The sequence below is a fragment of the Nostoc sp. genome, from assembly GCF_036919555.1.
GTDB lineage: Bacteria > Cyanobacteriota > Cyanobacteriia > Cyanobacteriales > Nostocaceae > Nostoc.
Genome location: NZ_JBALCS010000008.1, coordinates 100,983 through 117,989, shown reverse-complemented (window position 1 = coordinate 117,989; position 17,007 = coordinate 100,983). Strand labels below are relative to the sequence as shown.

The following is a 17,007-nucleotide window of genomic DNA, read 5'->3' as shown; positions in this document are numbered from 1 at the left end:
GCAATATGGTTAGCACAAGAGTCAATATTCCCGGATATCGTATCAGTGAAGAACTATACAATGGTTCGAGAACCCTAGTTTATCGCGGTTATCGAGAAACTGACTCATTAAGAGTAGTGATTAAACTGCTGAAAAATCCATATCCGGGTTTTAGCGAACTGGTGCAGTTTCGCAATCAATACACCATTGCCAAGAATCTTAACTCACCCCTAATCATCCAAACTTACAGGCTAGAACCTTACCAAAATGGCTATGCATTGGTAATGGAAGACTTCGGGGGGATTTCTCTTAAAGAATGGGGAATAGGGTCAAGTCTACGAAATCTCACGGGGTTTTTACAGATAGCGATCGCACTGTGCAATATCTTAGATATACTCTACCGCGATCGGATTATTCATAAAGATATTAAACCCGCAAATATTTTAATTAATCCAGAAACAAAACAAATTAAATTAATTGACTTTAGTATTGCATCTCTACTACCACGGGAAACTCAAACACTAATCAGTCCCAATGTGTTAGAAGGGACACTCGCTTATATTTCCCCAGAACAAACTGGAAGAATGAATCGGGGGATAGACTATCGCACAGATTTTTATTCTTTGGGTGTAACTTTTTATGAATTACTCACAGGAGAGTTACCATTTCAATCAAACGATATGATGGAGTTAGTGCATTGTCATATTGCCAAACTTCCACCAAATATGAATCAACCTCACCCCACCCCTCTCCTTAGCAAGGAGAGGGTGCCGAAGGCGGGTGAGGTTTCTTTTCATATTCCCCAAGTTCTCTGTGACATCGTGATGAAATTGATGGCGAAGAATGCCGAAGAACGCTATCAGAGTGCATTAGGACTGAAATATGATTTAGAAAATTGTTTAACTCAACTTCAGTCAACTGGCAAAATTGAGAGTTTTCCAATTGCACAAACAGATGTGTGCGATCGCTTTATTATCCCTGATAAACTTTATGGACGAGAAACAGAAGTAAAAACCTTACTCCAAGCATTTGAGCGAGTCAGCAAAGGTGCAACTGAAATGATCCTGGTGGCTGGTTTTTCGGGTATTGGGAAAACTGCGGTTGTTAACGAAGTTCATCAACCCATTGTTCGTCAACGTGGTTATTTTATTAAAGGGAAATATGACCAGTTTCAACAAAATATTCCCTTCAGTGCGTTTGTGCAAGCATTCCGAGATTTAATGGGGCAATTGCTCACAGAAAGCGATGCTCAAACCCAGGAATGGAAAAGTAAGCTTTTAAAAGCTGTCGGGGAAAATGGGCAGGTAATTATTGAAGTAATTCCGGAATTAAAAAGAATTATTGGTATCCAACCACCAGCACCTGAATTATCAGGAACTGCGGCACAAAATCGCTTTAATTCATTGTTCCAAAAGTTCACCCAAGTCTTTACTATTACCGAACATCCATTAGTAATATTCTTAGATGATTTGCAATGGGCAGATTCAGCATCGTTAAAGTTAATCCAGCTATTAATGACTGATACAGGGCATCTTTTGATCATTGGTGCGTATCGTGATAACGAAGTAAATCCAGTACATCCGTTAATGTTGACCTTGAGTGAAATCGAAAAAGCACTCTTCATGATTAATACGATTACTTTAGCACCACTGAGTCAAGTGCAAGTGAATTACTTGGTTGCTGACACACTTAAGTGTTCAGAAAATTTAGCTCTGCCTCTTTCTTTACTAGTATCTCAGAAAACTCAAGGTAATCCGTTTTTCGCTACACAATTTCTCAAAGCATTGCATCAAGATAAATTAATTGAGTTCAGCTTTGAGTTAGGCTGTTGGGAATGTGATATTACACGAGTGACTCAGCAAGCGGTGACAGATGATGTTGTTGCTTTTATGGCATTTCAATTGCGAAGACTGCCGTCATCAACTCAAAATATATTGCAGTTAGCTGCTTGTATTGGAAATCAGTTTGATTTAGGAACTTTGGCTATTGTTTGGGAAAAATCAGAGATAGAAACAGCAGCTTGTTTGTGGAAAGCCTTACAAGAAGGGTTGATTTTGCCTACTGATAATATTTATAAATTTTATGTCGGGCAAGATAGTCTTGCAGTTACTCAAGAAATTTATCAGACTGTCAAATACAATTTTTTGCACGATCGCGTCCAACAAGCTGCTTATTCTCTGATTCCAGATGAGCAAAAGAAAACAACTCATCATCGGATTGGTCAACAGTTACTGAAGAACACATCTGAGAGTGAACAAGAAGAACGAATTTTTCAGATTGTTAATCAAATCAATGTTGCTGTCGAATTAATTGAACAGCCGACAGCACGAGAGGAATTAGCAAAGTTAAATTTAATCGCTGGGCGCAAAGCTAAAAATTCTACTGCTTATAATGCGGCGGTTAAATACTTTGCAGTTGGGCGCAATCTCTTAGCAGGCGATCGCTGGCAAAGTCAGTATAATCTAACACTAAATTTATACGTTGAAGCAGTGGAGGCAGCCTATCTCAATACTGATATAGATGAAATGGAACAGCTTGTAGAAGTGGTACTGCAACAGGCAAAAACAGCATTGGATACAGTCAAAGTGTATGGTGTGAGAATTAATGTGTACACATCACAGGGTCAGCTACTCGAAGCCATCAACACTGGATTGACGATATTAAAGCAATTTGAGATCGATCTCCCTGAATCACCAGATTTAGAAGATGTTGCACGGGCGAGTCAACAAACACAAGCTCTTTTAGGTAGTAAGAAACCTACGGATCTGCTAAATCTACCAGAGATGACGAATCCTCAAATTTTGTCAGTGATGCAAATTCTCAATGAAATATTGGTCCCTGCTTATTTGACAAAACCAAATCTCAATTCATTGATAATCATGACACAGATGAATCTATCAATGATTTATGGAAATGCACCTCTTTCTGCATTAGGCTACTCTAGCTACGGATTATTTCTTTGTGCTGTTGCTGGCGATATTGAGCAGGGCTATGAATTTGGTCAATTGGCGTTGAATTTATTATCTAAATTCAAAGAAAAAAAGATTGAAGCTAGAGTCTTATTTGTAACCTCTACTTTTATAATTCATTGGAAAATTCATGTCAGAGAAACCTTAAAGCTGCTGCAAAATGCTTACTCTAGTGGTTGGGAAAGTGGAAATTTAATGGTCTTGGGCTACGCAGCTTATGCTTACGGCTTCCATGCCTATTTTATGGGTTATGAGTTATCTGAGCTAGAACAAGAAATGACAGCCTATAGCAAGGTATTAGAACAAATTAATCAGCAAACGCAGCTCAACTACAATGAACTTTATCGACAGTCAATTTTGAATTTGCTAGGTCAAACGGCAAGTCCATTTCTGTTGCTTGGTGAAGCAGATAAAGAACAGGAACTTTTAGCACGATATCAGCAGATAGATGACAAAACAGGATTATGGCATTTCTTTTTAAACAAGTTAATTCTGTGTTATTTTTTTCAAGAATTTGAGGCAGCGCTTGAGTATATCGAACGGGCAAAACATTATGCCTCTGCGGGAAAAGGAATGTTTAATATTCCTGTATTCTATTTTTATGCTTCTCTGACTTGCTTAACTGTTTTGCCTAACCATCCTAAATTTGAGCAAGAAAATATCCTGCAACAAGTCGCAGCTAATCAGAAAAAGATGCAAGAATGGACAAGTTATAACCCGACGAATCATCTACACAAATTTTATCTAGTGGAGGCAGAACGACATCGAGTTCTTGGTGAATATTTAGAAGCAATGAAAAATTATGACCTGGCGATTTCTCTTGCTAAAGAAAATGGCTACATCCAAGAAGAAGGATTGAGCAACGAACTTGCAGCAAAATTCTACCTCGACTGGGGTAAACAAAAAGTCGCTCAAGCATATATGCAAGAAGCATACTACTGCTATGCTCGCTGGGGTGCGAAAGCCAAAACGGATGACTTAACAAAATACTATCCCAAACTGTTGCAACCCATCCTGCAACAGCAAAGAATTAACCTCAACCCCCTAGAAACTATTGAATTTTCTGGGACTTTTTCATCTACTTACACTTTTAGCACTAGTAGCACCAATATTTCCAATGTTCTAGATTTTACCTCTGTCCTCAAAGCCTCTCAAGCTATCTCCAGTTCTCTAGAAATAGATCAACTCATTACCACTCTCACCCGCATTATCCTAGAAAACTCTGGCGCGAAAAAATCTGCACTCATTCTTCCTCAAGGAGATACTTGGCAAGTTAAGGCAATTACCTTTATTAATCATGGATCAAATTCTTATATTGAGATACAAACCATTGTTAATTCACAAGCACTAGATACTTGTCAAGATATTCCCGTAAATATTATCAATTACGTCAAAAATACCCAACAAACAGTTGTGATCGATAACTTGCAAACAGATATTCCTGGTGTAATTGGGGAATATATGTACCGAACAAAACCCCAGAGTGTATTATGTACCCCGATTATTAATCAAGGACATTTGGTAGGTATTATTTACTTAGAAAATAAACTGACTCCAGGAGTGTTTACCAGCGATCGCCTTAGCGTGATTAACTTACTTTGTACTCAAGCTGCAATATCCCTAGAAAATGCTCAATTGTACACTGATCTACAGGGCAGTCAAGCTCGTTTCCATCGCCTAGCGGAGAATGTTCCGGGGATGATTTATCAATTCCAGCTCTTACCAGATGGTATATCCAGATTCAACTACGTTAGTACTGGTTGTTATGAAATTTACGAAATCCCACCAGAGCAGGCGGTGGCTGATGCTAGCAGCTTAATATCTGCGGTTTCCCCAGAGGACATGGCACATTTTCAAGAGTCTGTTACCATTTCTGCTCAAACTTTGGAGCCTTGGCGATATGAAGGACGAATTATCACCCCTTCCGGTAAAGTAAAATGGATTCAAGCTGCATCCCGTCCAATTAAACAAGCTGATGGCACAATTATTTGGGATGGCTTGTTGTTAGATGTCACAGAACGCAAACAAGCTGAAGCTGCTGTTTTTCAAAAATCCCAAGAATTGAAAAAAGCTTTAGAAGAATTACAACAAGCACAACTGCAAATCGTTCAAAGTGAGAAAATGTCGGCACTGGGTAATTTAGTTGCTGGGGTAGCTCATGAAATGAATAATCCTTTGGGCTTTATTTATGCCAGCCTTCAACAAGCTAAACCTAGTCTTGCAGATATTGTTGAACACTTGAAACTCTATCAATCAAGTCTTCCAAATCCGGGTGGTCAAATTATCGATCATGCCGAAGAAATCGACTTGAATTATAGCTTAGAAGACTTACCTAAGATTATTGATTCAATGGTGATGGCGTGCGATCGCCTCAAAAATATCAGCACTAGTCTCCGCACTTTTTCGCGTGCTGATAAAGATTATAAAGTCCGATTTAACATCCACGAAGGTATCGATAGTACGATTTTAATTCTCAAACATCGCCTGAAAGCAAACGAACAACGTCCAGCAATTGAAGTGATAACTGATTATGGTAATTTCCCCCAGGTTGAATGTTTTCCTGGGCAATTAAATCAGGTATTTATGAATATTCTGGCAAATGCCATCGATGCGCTGGATGAATCAAATACGGGACGGAGTTTTGAGGAAATTAAGACCAATCCCAACCGAATTATAATTAAAACCTCCCTGGAAAATGAAGGCGTGAGAATTGCTATTGCTGATAATGGCAAGGGGATAAATGAGTCAGCAAAACAAAAGATTTTTGACCAATTATTTACTACAAAAGCTGTGGGTAAAGGGACGGGATTAGGATTAGCGATCGCTCGTCAAATCGTCGAAGAAACCCACAGTGGCAAATTGAGTTTTAACTCTGTTCTGGGTGAGGGTACAAAATTTTTCATTGAAATTCCACTGTAAAGTTTTGAAGATTGTTGGTAAACAACTCACATATCTGGGAACACTAAACCTGGAATCGTCAGGATTTAGCAATATGGTTACCACTCTAGTTAGTATTCCCGGATATCAAGCTAATGAACAACTTTATAATGGTTCGAGAACCCTAGTTTATCGCGGTTATCGAGAAACTGACTCCTTAAGAGTAGTGATTAAACTGCTGAAAAATCCATATCCGGGTTTTAGCGAACTGATGCAGTTTCGCAATCAATACACCATTGCCAAAAATCTCAACTCACCTCTAATCATCCAAACTTATAGCCTCCAAGCGTATCAAAATGGCTATGCGTTGGTGATGGAAGACTTTGGGGGGATTTCTCTGAAAGAATGGGGAACAGGGGAAAACCTACGAAATCTCACAGACTTTTTCCAGATAGCGATCGCACTATGCGACACCTTAGATATACTGTACCGCGCTCGGATTATTCATAAAGATATCAAACCCGCAAATATTCTAATTAATCCAGAAACCAAACAAGTAAAATTAATTGATTTTAGTATTGCATCCCTACTACCACGAGAAACTCAAACGCTGATCAGTCCCAATGTGTTGGAAGGGACACTTGGTTATATTTCACCTGAACAAACTGGAAGGATGAATCGGGCGATTGACTACCGGACTGATTTTTATTCACTGGGTGTCACTTTCTATGAATTACTTACAGGAGAGTTACCATTTCAATCAAACGATATGATGGAGTTAGTGCATTGTCATATTGCCAAACTTCCACCAGATATGAATCAACCTCACCCCAACCCTCTCCTTGCTAAGGAGAGCGTGCCGAAGGCGGGTGAGGTTTCTTTTCATATTCCCCAAGTTCTCTGTGACATCGTGATGAAATTGATGGCGAAAAATGCTGAAGATCGGTATCAAAGTGCATTAGGACTGAAATCTGATTTAGAAAATTGTTTAACTCAACTCCAAGAAACTGGTGAGATTGAGGACTTCCCAATTGCTCAACGGGATGTGTGCGATCGCTTTATTATCCCCGACAAACTTTATGGACGAGAAGCCGAAGTAGAAACCTTACTCCAAGCATTTGAGCGAGTCAGCAAAGGTGCAACTGAAATGATGCTGGTAGCTGGTTTTTCGGGTATTGGTAAAACTGCGGTTGTTAATGAAGTTCATAAACCCATTGTTCGTCAACGTGGTTATTTTATCAAAGGTAAATATGACCAATTTGGGCGAAATATTCCCTTCAGTGCATTTGTGCAAGCATTCCGAGATTTAATGGGGCAATTGCTCACTCTAAGCGATACTGAAATCCAGCAATGGAAAAGTAAAATTTTATCAGCTGTTGGTGAGAACGGACAAGTAATTATTGAAGTCATTCCCGAATTATCAAGAATTATTGGTATCCAACCACCTGCCATAGAATTATCAGGAAGTGCGGCACAAAATAGATTTAATTTCTTGTTGCAAAAGTTTACTCAAGTCTTTACCAGCTTAGAGCATCCATTAGTGATATTTTTAGATGATTTGCAATGGGCTGATTTGGCATCGCTGAAGTTAATGCAGTTATTAATGGCTGATACAAGGCATCTTTTGATCATTGGTGCATATCGTGATAACGAAGTCAACCCAGCACATCCGTTAATGTTGACTTTGAGTGAAATTGCTAAAACACTCTTCACGATTAATACGATTACTTTAGCACCGCTGAGTCAAATAAAAATGAATCAGTTAGTTGCTGACACACTTAAATGTACAGAAAATTTAGCCTTGCCTCTTTCTCAACTGGTATCTCAGAAAACTCAAGGTAATCCGTTTTTTGCTATCCAGTGTCTCAAAGCATTGCATCAAGATCGGCTGATTAAATTTGATTTTCAGTCGGGTTGTTGGGAATGTGACATTGCACAAGTCAGTCAGCAAGCGGTTACAGATGACGTTGTTGCTTTTATGGCACTTCAATTGCGAAGACTGCCGCCATCAACTCAAGACATATTGCAGTTAGCCGCCTGTATTGGTAATCAGTTTGATTTAGCAACTTTGGCAATTGTTTCGCAACAGTCAGAGGTAGAAACGGCTGCTGATTTGTGGAAAGCTTTACAATTCGGTTTAATTTTACCGATTAGTGATGTTTATAAGTTTTATCAACAAGAGTTGTTTGTCATTAGTCATACTCTACGGGAAGGCGAAGCGCCTATGTCATTAGTAGATGGTCAAAAACAAATGGCCAATGACAATGAAAAAATGACAATTTCTTACAAATTTTTACATGACCGAGTACAGCAAGCGGCTTATTCACTGATTGCTGCTGACCAAAAAATAGCAACTCATCTAAAAATTGGACAGCTACTCCTCGAAAATTACTCTTCGATAGAGCAAGACGAAAAACTGTTTGATATTGTCGAGCATTTGAACAAGGGACAGGAGTTTATTACTCAAGCAAGTGAACGAGAAGCATTAGCTAAAATGAACTTAAAAGTCGGCCGTAAAGCTAGAAATTCCACAGCTTACGCAGCAGCAGGAGATTATCTAGAAACAGGAATTGAGCTACTAGATAGCAACTGTTGGCTTCATCAGTATGAATTGACCCTAAACCTCTATGTTGCAGCTACTGAAGCTGCCTATTTGAATAGCAAATTTGACAGAATGGAACATCTAGCAGCAAAGGTGTTGCAAGCAGCACAGACAATTTTAGACAAAGTTAAAATTTATGACTTAAAGATTCAATATCTTACAGCACAAAACCGATTGCATAATTCCCTAGAATTAGGTTTGCAAATTCTAGATGAATTAAAGGTTCAGATTGCCAGTCCAGAATCAGTGAAAAAAGGTGTTAAATTACCTACACTGTCTGATATTGAAAGTCTGGGAGAAATGACTAATCCCGAGAAAATTGCAGCAATGCAAATGTTGATTAGTGTTCTGCCAGCAGTATTTTTGACTACGAACAGATTTGCAGAATTTGTTCTCACACTGATTAACCTGTCTTTAGAATTTGGCAGGTCAAAGTTTGCTTGTTATGCTTATGCTGCTTACGGTTGGCTCAAGTGTGGTCAAGGGGAGATTAAAGATGGCTATCATGCTGGGAAAATTTCTTTAAAACTCCTAGAAATTTATGATAGCCGGGAGTTTAAGTGTAAAGTTAATCTCCTCTTTGCAGCCCATATTCAGCATTGGAAAGAGCATTTAAACAATACACCACCATCATTGTTAGAAGCATTAAAAGATGGATTAGATAATGGTGATGCTGAGTACGCTGGCTATGCCGCAATGCATTTATGTCATCATCCGTTATGGGTAGGTGAATACTTACCAGAAGTTCATCGAAAACAAGAGAAGTACATTCAGATTGCTGGTCAAGAAATCGCACAAGAGTTTTGCAGAGAATTCGGTAGTATTTGGAAACAATTAACGGACAACTTATTGAATCTAGGGAAAGACCGAGTGCATTTGATCGGTGATAGTTTTAATGAAGATCAGAGACTATCTCAACTAATCCAAGATAATAGCCATAATCCTTTAGTTGCTATTTATGTATCGAAACTAATTCTTCACTATCTTTATGGTGAATATAGTCAGGCTCTCGAAAATGGGAATTTAGCATACCCGCATACCTTGCCAATTCCTGGTGTATTTTCAGTGTTTATCCACAATTTATTTTGGTCATTGTCATTATTAAAATGTTGCGAAATGGTTGATGGAAATACACGACAAAATTACTGTCAGCAGATAGATCATAATCAGCAAAATCTGCGCCTTTGGGCAAATCACGCCCCTATGAACTTTCTGCACAAATTTCATTTGGTAGAAGCAGAACGGCAGCGCGTATTAGGTAACAAAGTAGAAGCAATAGACTTATACGATCGCGCCATATCGGGAGCTAAAGAAAACGGCTACATCCAAGAAGAAGCACTTAGCAATGAACTAGCAGCCAAATTCTATCTCGACTGGGGCAAAGAAAAAATCGCTCGTGAATATATGCAAGAAGCTTACTATTGTTATGCCCGTTGGGGTGCTAAAGCCAAAGTTGATGACTTAGAAAAACGCTATCCCCAACTACTTCAATCCATCCGGGAACAGCAACAACTTAAACTCAATTCCCTAGAATCTATCGCTTTTTCTGGTACTTTTTCATCTACTCGCACTTCTAGCTCTGACAGCACCAGTATTTCCGATATTCTGGATTTTACCTCTGTCCTGAAAGCCGCTCAAGCTATCTCCATTAGCATCGAATTAGATGAACTGATTGCCAACCTCACTCGTATTATCCTAGAAAACTCTGGCGGAAGAAAAGCTGTACTGCTGCTTCCCCAAGAAGATACTTGGCAAGTACGGGCAATTACTTTTATCGATCAAGAGTCAAATTTCCAGATTGATATCCAAACCATTCTTGGCTCACAATCACTAGACAATTGTCAAGATATTCCCGTAAACATTATCCATTACGTCAAAAATACCAAGCAAACAGTTGTTATAGACAATTGCAAAACAGATATTATTGGGTTGATTGGGGAATATATGCACTCCTCACAACCCCAGAGTGTATTATGTACCCCGATTCTTAATCAAGGGCGTTTGGTGGGGATTCTTTACCTAGAAAATCAACTGACTCAAGGGGTATTTACTAGCGATCGCCTTTCTGTGATAAATTTTCTCTGCACTCAAGCTGCGATTTCTTTGGAAAATGCCCAATTATATGATCATCTCCAGGAGCGAGAAAAGTTTCTCAGTAGTATTTACGAAGGTGTTGGCTGTCTGATCTTTGTAATTGATGTCCAGGATAATGGTAGGTTTGAGTACACAGGATGGAGCAAATCTTGCGAACTAGGGGTTGGTATACTTGCTTCAGAAGTGCTGGGTAAAACTCCCCAAGAATTCATGGCTGCTGATGAAGGTGCAGCAGTGGAGCAAAAATATCTGCGTTGTTTCCAAACCGAAATACCCATCACCTATGAAGAATGTCTAACATTTAATGACCAAAAAACTTGGTGGTTAACCACACTCAGTCCATTAAAAGACGAGACGGGCAAAGTTTATCGCCTAGTCGGGACAACTATTAATATTAGCGATCGCAAACAAGCTGAGTCAGCGTTAACAGAAAAATCTCAAGTACTCGGAACAGCCTTAGAAGACTTACAACAAGCGCAATTACAAATTGTTCAGAGTGAGAAAATGTCTGCATTGGGTAATTTAGTCGCAGGGGTAGCCCATGAAATGAATAATCCTTTGGGCTTTATTTCTGCTAGCCTCAAACAAGCTAAACCTACCGTTGCAGATATTGTTGAACACTTGAAACTATATCAATCAAGTCTACCAAATCCGAGTGATCAAATTCTCACTCATGCTGAAGAAATCGACTTGGATTATAGCTTAGAAGACTTACCCAAGGCAATTGATTCAATGGTGATGGCGTGCGATCGCCTCAAAAATATCAGCACCAGTCTCCGCACTTTCTCCCGCGCCGATCAAGATTACAAAGTACAATTTAATATTCATGAAGGCATTGATAGCACAATTTTAATTTTGAAACATCGTCTCAAGGCGAATGAACAACGCCCCGCGATTGAAGTTGTCACCAACTACGGTAAGTTCCCTCAAGTAGAATGTTTTCCTGGTCAATTAAATCAGGTATTTATGAATATTATAGCTAATGCTATTGATGCCTTAGATGAATCTAATCATGGACACTCTTTTCAGGAAATTAAAGCCAATCCTAACTGCATTACAATTACAACCTCAGTCGAAAATGATTTAGTTAAAATTGCCATTGCTGATAATGCTCAGGGGATGAATGAATCAGTGAAACAAAAGATTTTTGACCACTTATTTACCACAAAATCTGTGGGTAAAGGAACGGGATTAGGATTAGCGATCGCGCGTCAAATTGTTGAATTAACCCACGGCGGAAAATTGAGTTTTAACTCTGTTCTAGGTCAGGGTACAGAGTTTGTAATTGAAATGAAGTTCTAAAAAAATTAAACAGGCAAATTAGCAGCACTCTGGATGTTTTCTAATATTAAGTCAGGGCTACTACGTTTAATCAAGCCAGTTAGCACTTTACCAGGGCCAATTTCTACTACTCGCTGGATACCGTTAGCTGGTAATTGCAGACAAATTTCTCGCCAGCGTACCGAACCAGTCATTTGTTTGTTCAGGCGCTGCTTTAAAATCTCGGCATCAATAGATGGAATTGGTTCGACATTAGACAACACTGGCACAATCGCGGGCTGAAATTCTACAGATTCTAGAATGTCTTGGAATTGGGCAGCTGCTGGTGCGATTAAATGTGAGTGAAACGCTCCAGAAACTTTTAGGGGAATAGCACGCTTTGCTTTAACTTGAGACAGCGCCGCTTGTACAGCCTCAGTCGTGCCTGAAATTACCACCTGAGTCGAGCTATTGTCATTTGCTAGTACGACATCAGGCGTTTGGGCAATGACTTTTTCCAACTGTTCATGGTCAAAGTTTATCAAAGCCGCCATCATCCCACCGACAGCACTATCCATGAGTTCTGCACGACGCTTCACCAGATATAAACCAGCCGACCACTCAAAGACACCCGCAATATAAAGGGCAGTATATTCTCCCAAACTGTGTCCAGCAACTAAATCTGGCTGGTGTCCTCGTTCTCGGAGAAGGTCAGCAAGAATGCTTTCTACCACATAAAGAATTGGCTGGGTGTATAGCGTCTGTGATAACTTTTCTTCTTCGTTTTGACAGATTTCTGTTACAGACCAGCCCAAAATTTCCTCGGCTTGGGCAAATTTGTTTTTAGCGGAGGGTATATCTAATAAGTCCATTCCCATTCCCAACGCTTGGGAACCTTGTCCGGGAAACACCCATGCAGTTTTAGTCATTGGTCATTGGTCATTAGTCATTAGTCATTAGTCATTGGTCATTAGTCATTGGTCATTAACAAAGGACAAATGACAAAGGACAAAATATTCACCTTCCCCATTGAAAAATTGCCGCGCCCCAGGTAAGCCCGGCACCAAAGCCGGATGCCGCAACTATGTCATTGGGTTTAATTTTGCCTTGCCGCACTGCTTCATCTAAAGCTAAGGGAATGGAAGCAGCAGAGGTATTGCCGTACTGGGCGAGATTACTGATCACTTTATGTTCTGGGACACTCAGGCGTTGGGCAACGGCATCGATAATTCGCTGATTGGCTTGATGCAACAACAGCCAATCTATTTGGTCAACACTGAGGTTGGCTTGAAACAAGGCTTTATCAATGATTTCTGGCACTTTTTGGACAGCAAAGCGGTAAACTTCTTTGCCGTTCATCGTAATGGGTTGATAAGTGCCTTTGGTGATATTTACACCGGCGAGCAGTTCTTGGGAAACGCCTGCGTAGGCAAGATTGAGGTGATGGTTTTGAGTGCCATCACTTTTAAGTGCAAATCCCAATAAGCGATCGCTTTTAGAAGCCTGCAATACTACTGCCCCTGCACCATCACCGAACAATACACAAGTGCGGCGATCTTGCCAATCTACCCAGCGAGAGAGAATGTCTGCCCCGATCAATAGTACGTTTTTATAGACACCTGTTCTAATGTATTGGGCTGCTGTAACCAGTCCAAACACAAAACCGGAGCAGGCTGCTGTCAAGTCAAAAGCTACTGCGTTGGTGGCTCCCAATTGAGCCTGTACTTGACAAGCACTACCAAATAAATCATCAGGGGTGGAAGTCGCTAGCAGAATCAGGTCTAGGTCTTCTGCTTTAATTCCCGCAGCTGCGATCGCTTGAGTGCTGGCGGCAGTAGCGAGTCCACTCAAGGACTCAGATGGCAGCGCTAATCGTCGTTGACGAATTCCAGTTCTTGTAGTTATCCACTCGTCTGATGTTTCAACTAGTTCAGTCAATATCTGGTTGTGTAGGGAAGTTGCTGGTACTGCCGAGCCACTTCCGGTAATTGCTACGCCTAAATTTTGCACTCCTAATCTCCTGAGCTATCAGCTTTTTGCCTTTTATCCCTTGCCTTTTGTCCCTTGCCTTTTGTCCCTTGTCATTTGTCCCTTGTCATTTGTCCTTGGAGTTCTGAATCTAAGGAAGCCTGAGCTTTTGACTTCTCTCTTTATCGCTCGTAACTAATGACAAATGACCAATAACTAATGACCAATAACTAATGACCAATGACAAATGACCAATGACTAACCGCTCTCGCGCTCTAGGATATATTGCGACTGAATTCGTTGTATCACCTGGTTGTCAACGGCTTCTTTTGCCATGCGAATTGCATTAAAAATGGAAGGTGCTTGTGAACTACCGTGACCGATCAAACAGACTCCTGCCACGCCTAACAGCAAAGCGCCGCCGTGTTCGGCGTGATCCATGCGCTGCTTAACCCGCTTCAGGTTTGGTTTTAAGAGTGCTGAACCGATTTGACCGTGCAATCCTTGGGGTAATTCTTCCCGCAGAATTTGCAAAATCACTTCTCCGACTGCTTCGGCAAATTTTAACAATACATTACCGACAAAGCCATCGCAAACAATCACATCAAAGCGACCGGAAAGCACATCACGCCCTTCGGCATTGCCAATAAAATTAATTTGGGAATTTTCGCGGAGCATTTGGTGGGCGCGGACGGCGGCATCATTGCCCTTAGAGTCTTCTTCACCGATATTCAGCAAACCCACCTTTGGTTCAGTTGTACCCAAGACATACTGACTGTAGGCCGATCCCATGACGCCAAACTGCTCTAAAAACTTGGGACGGCAATCTACATTCGCGCCGACATCAAGCACTAGCACTGGCTTACCAGCAATAATCGTGGGAAAAACTGTCCCGATGGCTGGGCGGTCAATTCCCGGCAATCGTCCTAAGCGCAGCAAAGCTGATGCCATAGCTGCCCCAGAGTGGCCGGCAGAAAATACGGCATCTGCCTGCTGCTGCTTGACCAAATCCATGGCCACATTGATAGAAGCCTTGGGTTTGCGTCTAACTGCGTTTAAAGGCTCCTCATCCATTGCGATCGCTTCCTGTGCAGTTACGATCTCCACCTGCCTTAAACTTGTTTTTGGCGGCAAGGCAGCTTCTATTTGTTGGGGATCACCAACCAATAATATATCTACACCCAGTTCTTCCCGTGCTCGCAGTGCGCCAGCAACGATTTCACCGGGTGCGTGATCCCCTCCCATTGCGTCAATTGCGATCCTTACGCGAGTCGATCCCATTGCTCACAGCTTCTAGAAACCTTACAAATTTTACCAGATGGCTTTGCCGAAAAAGCTTAACTTTCTGACCGCCAAATTAATTCTGTTACTATTGCAACAATTTTTCCTGGCAAGCTCAAGATAGCACGAATTTGGGCATTGGGCATGGGTTATTCTCTGCTACTCCCTACTCCCTACTCCCTACTCCCCACTCCCTACTCCCCACTCTCCACTACCCAATTAACTAGCATCCGAACGCCGTAGCCGGTTGCCCCTGCGCCGTTGTAACCATTTTCTTTATCTGTCCACACTGGGCCAGCAATATCTAAGTGTGCCCAAGGGGTTTCTTTGACAAATTGCTTAAGGAAAAGGGCGGCGGTAATTGCACCACCTGGACGAGGCCCTGTATTCTTCATGTCCGCAATACCAGACTTTAGCCCTTCAAAATATTTTTCTTCCATTGGCATCCGCCAAATCTTTTCCCCTGAAGTTTGGGCAGCTTTCTCTAGCTGGGAAGCGACAGCATCATCGGGAGTATATAAACCAGCAATATCCTCACCCAAGGCAATGAGGTTGGCACCAGTTAGGGTGGCTAAATCCACGATCGCATCCAAGCCTAATTTGTCGGCATAAACTAAGGCATCTGCTAGGGTTAAACGTCCTTCAGCATCGGTGTTGTTCACTTCGATTGTTTTGCCGTTTGATGCTGTAAGAACGTCTCCAGGGTGCATGGCGCGACCGCTAATCATGTTCTCAGTCACAGCCGAGATAAAGTGAACTTCCGAATCTGGCTTAATTTGAGCAATGGCTTTTGCTGCACCCAAGATTGCAGCTGCACCGCCCATGTCAATTTTCATGGTTTCGATGCCGCTACCAGCACCTTTAATGTTGAGTCCGCCGGAGTCGAAGGTTAAACCTTTGCCAATAATTGCTAGTTTCTTTTTGGGTGTACCTTCTGGCTTGTAAGTCAAGTGAATGAATTTAGGTGGCAAATCGGAAGCTTGGGCTACTCCTAAAAAAGCACCCATGCCCAACTTTTCACAATCTTCCCGTTCCAGAATTTGCAGTTGTAAACCATGTTCCTTTGCGATCGCAACAGCAGTTTCTGCCAAAGTAATTGGTGTGACTGCGTTAGCTGGTGCGGCTACTAACTGCCGTGCCAAGATTACCCCGGAAACGATTTGATTGGCGCGGGCGATGGCTGCTTCTTGTCCACCGAAACCGAGTAAATCGACGGTTTCTATTTGTGAACCGTTCTCTTCTGGTTCTGATTTAAACCGAATATCTTGGTAAAGCGCCAATTCGACACCTTCTACGATCGCTTGGGCACTTGCTGCTGGATCGTTGTTCCATAATGGAAAACTAAATCCCAGAATTTTGCTTTTTTGCTTGTTTCCTACTCTGGCTACAGCAGCAGCAGCGCGGCGCAAAGTGTCTAGTTTTAGTGCTTCTGGTTTTCCTAAACCTACCAAAATCAATTTACGCACTGGGCTACCAGCATTTACACGGGTGAAAATTGTACTGTTGGCTTTACCTTTAAATTCTTCTTCAGCAATCAGTTCTTTTAAGACTCCAGAAAACTTTTGATCTAAAGTTGCGAGTTCTCCGGTTAGCTCTACTGAATCTTCAAATAATCCAATTGCCAAACTATCGCCTGCCCACTCTAGCAAAGGCTTATCACTAGGTTGAATTGTCATGTTGGGATTTTGTGTAAATATTCCTTCTTGTACCAGTATTGCTTAAAATTCTTGTTTCATGGTGAGGGAGATGCAGAGCAAAGGGGAACATCTCAGTTTTGCAAATATACCAGATGAGAAACAAGATTCTTGCTCCCTCTCCTTACCAAGGAGAGGGTTGGGGTGAGGTTTTACAAGGCTTTTTACACTCATTGAGATGCTCTCGAGCAGAGGGCACTAGCTATAATTTAGCAAATTGGTATAAATAGGACTCGTTAACGAGTCTTTGATACTCGTGAATGAGGCTCAGAATTCCGTTAAC

At 41.2% G+C, this 17,007-nt stretch carries 6 protein-coding genes; 2 read left to right on the top strand and 4 right to left on the bottom strand.

The window, feature by feature from the left end; translation table 11 throughout:
* Nucleotides 1-5: 5 nt before the first annotated feature.
* Both V7K36_RS03095 and V7K36_RS03090 read left to right on the top strand, forming a co-directional pair.
* Nucleotides 6-5,867 carry an ATP-binding sensor histidine kinase gene (locus tag V7K36_RS03095; protein WP_335113102.1) on the top strand — a complete coding sequence of 1,954 codons (5,862 nt, stop codon included), beginning with the start codon at nt 6-8 and terminating at the stop codon, nt 5,865-5,867.
* Between the two features lie 73 nt (nt 5,868-5,940).
* Entirely contained in the window at nt 5,941-11,823 is a 5,883-nt protein-coding gene (locus V7K36_RS03090) for an ATP-binding sensor histidine kinase (protein ID WP_335113101.1), read from the top strand.
* A 5-nt stretch (nt 11,824-11,828) separates the two neighbouring features.
* Here V7K36_RS03090 and fabD read toward each other — a convergent pair whose 3' ends face one another.
* The 4 genes from fabD to V7K36_RS03070 all read right to left on the bottom strand — a co-directional run bounded on the left by fabD (nt 11,829) and on the right by V7K36_RS03070 (nt 16,706).
* Nucleotides 11,829-12,710 (bottom strand): ACP S-malonyltransferase, encoded by an 882-nt coding sequence (gene fabD, locus V7K36_RS03085; protein ID WP_335113099.1) that lies wholly within the window; start codon nt 12,708-12,710, stop codon nt 11,829-11,831.
* Between the two features lie 88 nt (nt 12,711-12,798).
* On the bottom strand, nt 12,799-13,791 hold the full coding sequence (locus V7K36_RS03080) for a beta-ketoacyl-ACP synthase 3 (protein WP_335113097.1): 993 nt from the start codon (nt 13,789-13,791) through the stop codon (nt 12,799-12,801).
* 216 nt (nt 13,792-14,007) lie between these two features.
* Nucleotides 14,008-15,030: a phosphate acyltransferase PlsX gene (gene plsX, locus V7K36_RS03075; RefSeq protein ID WP_335113095.1), complete on the bottom strand. Its 1,023-nt coding sequence runs from the start codon at nt 15,028-15,030 to the stop codon at nt 14,008-14,010.
* Nucleotides 15,031-15,224: 194 nt separating this feature from the next.
* The gene (locus tag V7K36_RS03070; protein WP_335113093.1) at nt 15,225-16,706 is read right to left on the bottom strand and encodes a leucyl aminopeptidase; all 1,482 of its coding nucleotides are present in this window, start codon (nt 16,704-16,706) and stop codon (nt 15,225-15,227) included.
* Between the last annotated feature and the right edge of the window lie 301 nt (nt 16,707-17,007).

What these genes read in the sequence shown, in the direction of transcription:
- fabD (WP_335113099.1), bottom strand. Translation starts at nt 12,710, where the DNA reads ATGACTAAAACTGCATGGGTGTTTCCCGGACAAGGTTCCCAAGCGTTG.
- V7K36_RS03070 (WP_335113093.1), bottom strand. Translation starts at nt 16,706, where the DNA reads ATGACAATTCAACCTAGTGATAAGCCTTTGCTAGAGTGGGCAGGCGAT.
- V7K36_RS03095 (WP_335113102.1), top strand. Translation starts at nt 6, where the DNA reads ATGGTTAGCACAAGAGTCAATATTCCCGGATATCGTATCAGTGAAGAA.
- V7K36_RS03090 (WP_335113101.1), top strand. Translation starts at nt 5,941, where the DNA reads ATGGTTACCACTCTAGTTAGTATTCCCGGATATCAAGCTAATGAACAA.
- plsX (WP_335113095.1), bottom strand. Translation starts at nt 15,030, where the DNA reads ATGGGATCGACTCGCGTAAGGATCGCAATTGACGCAATGGGAGGGGAT.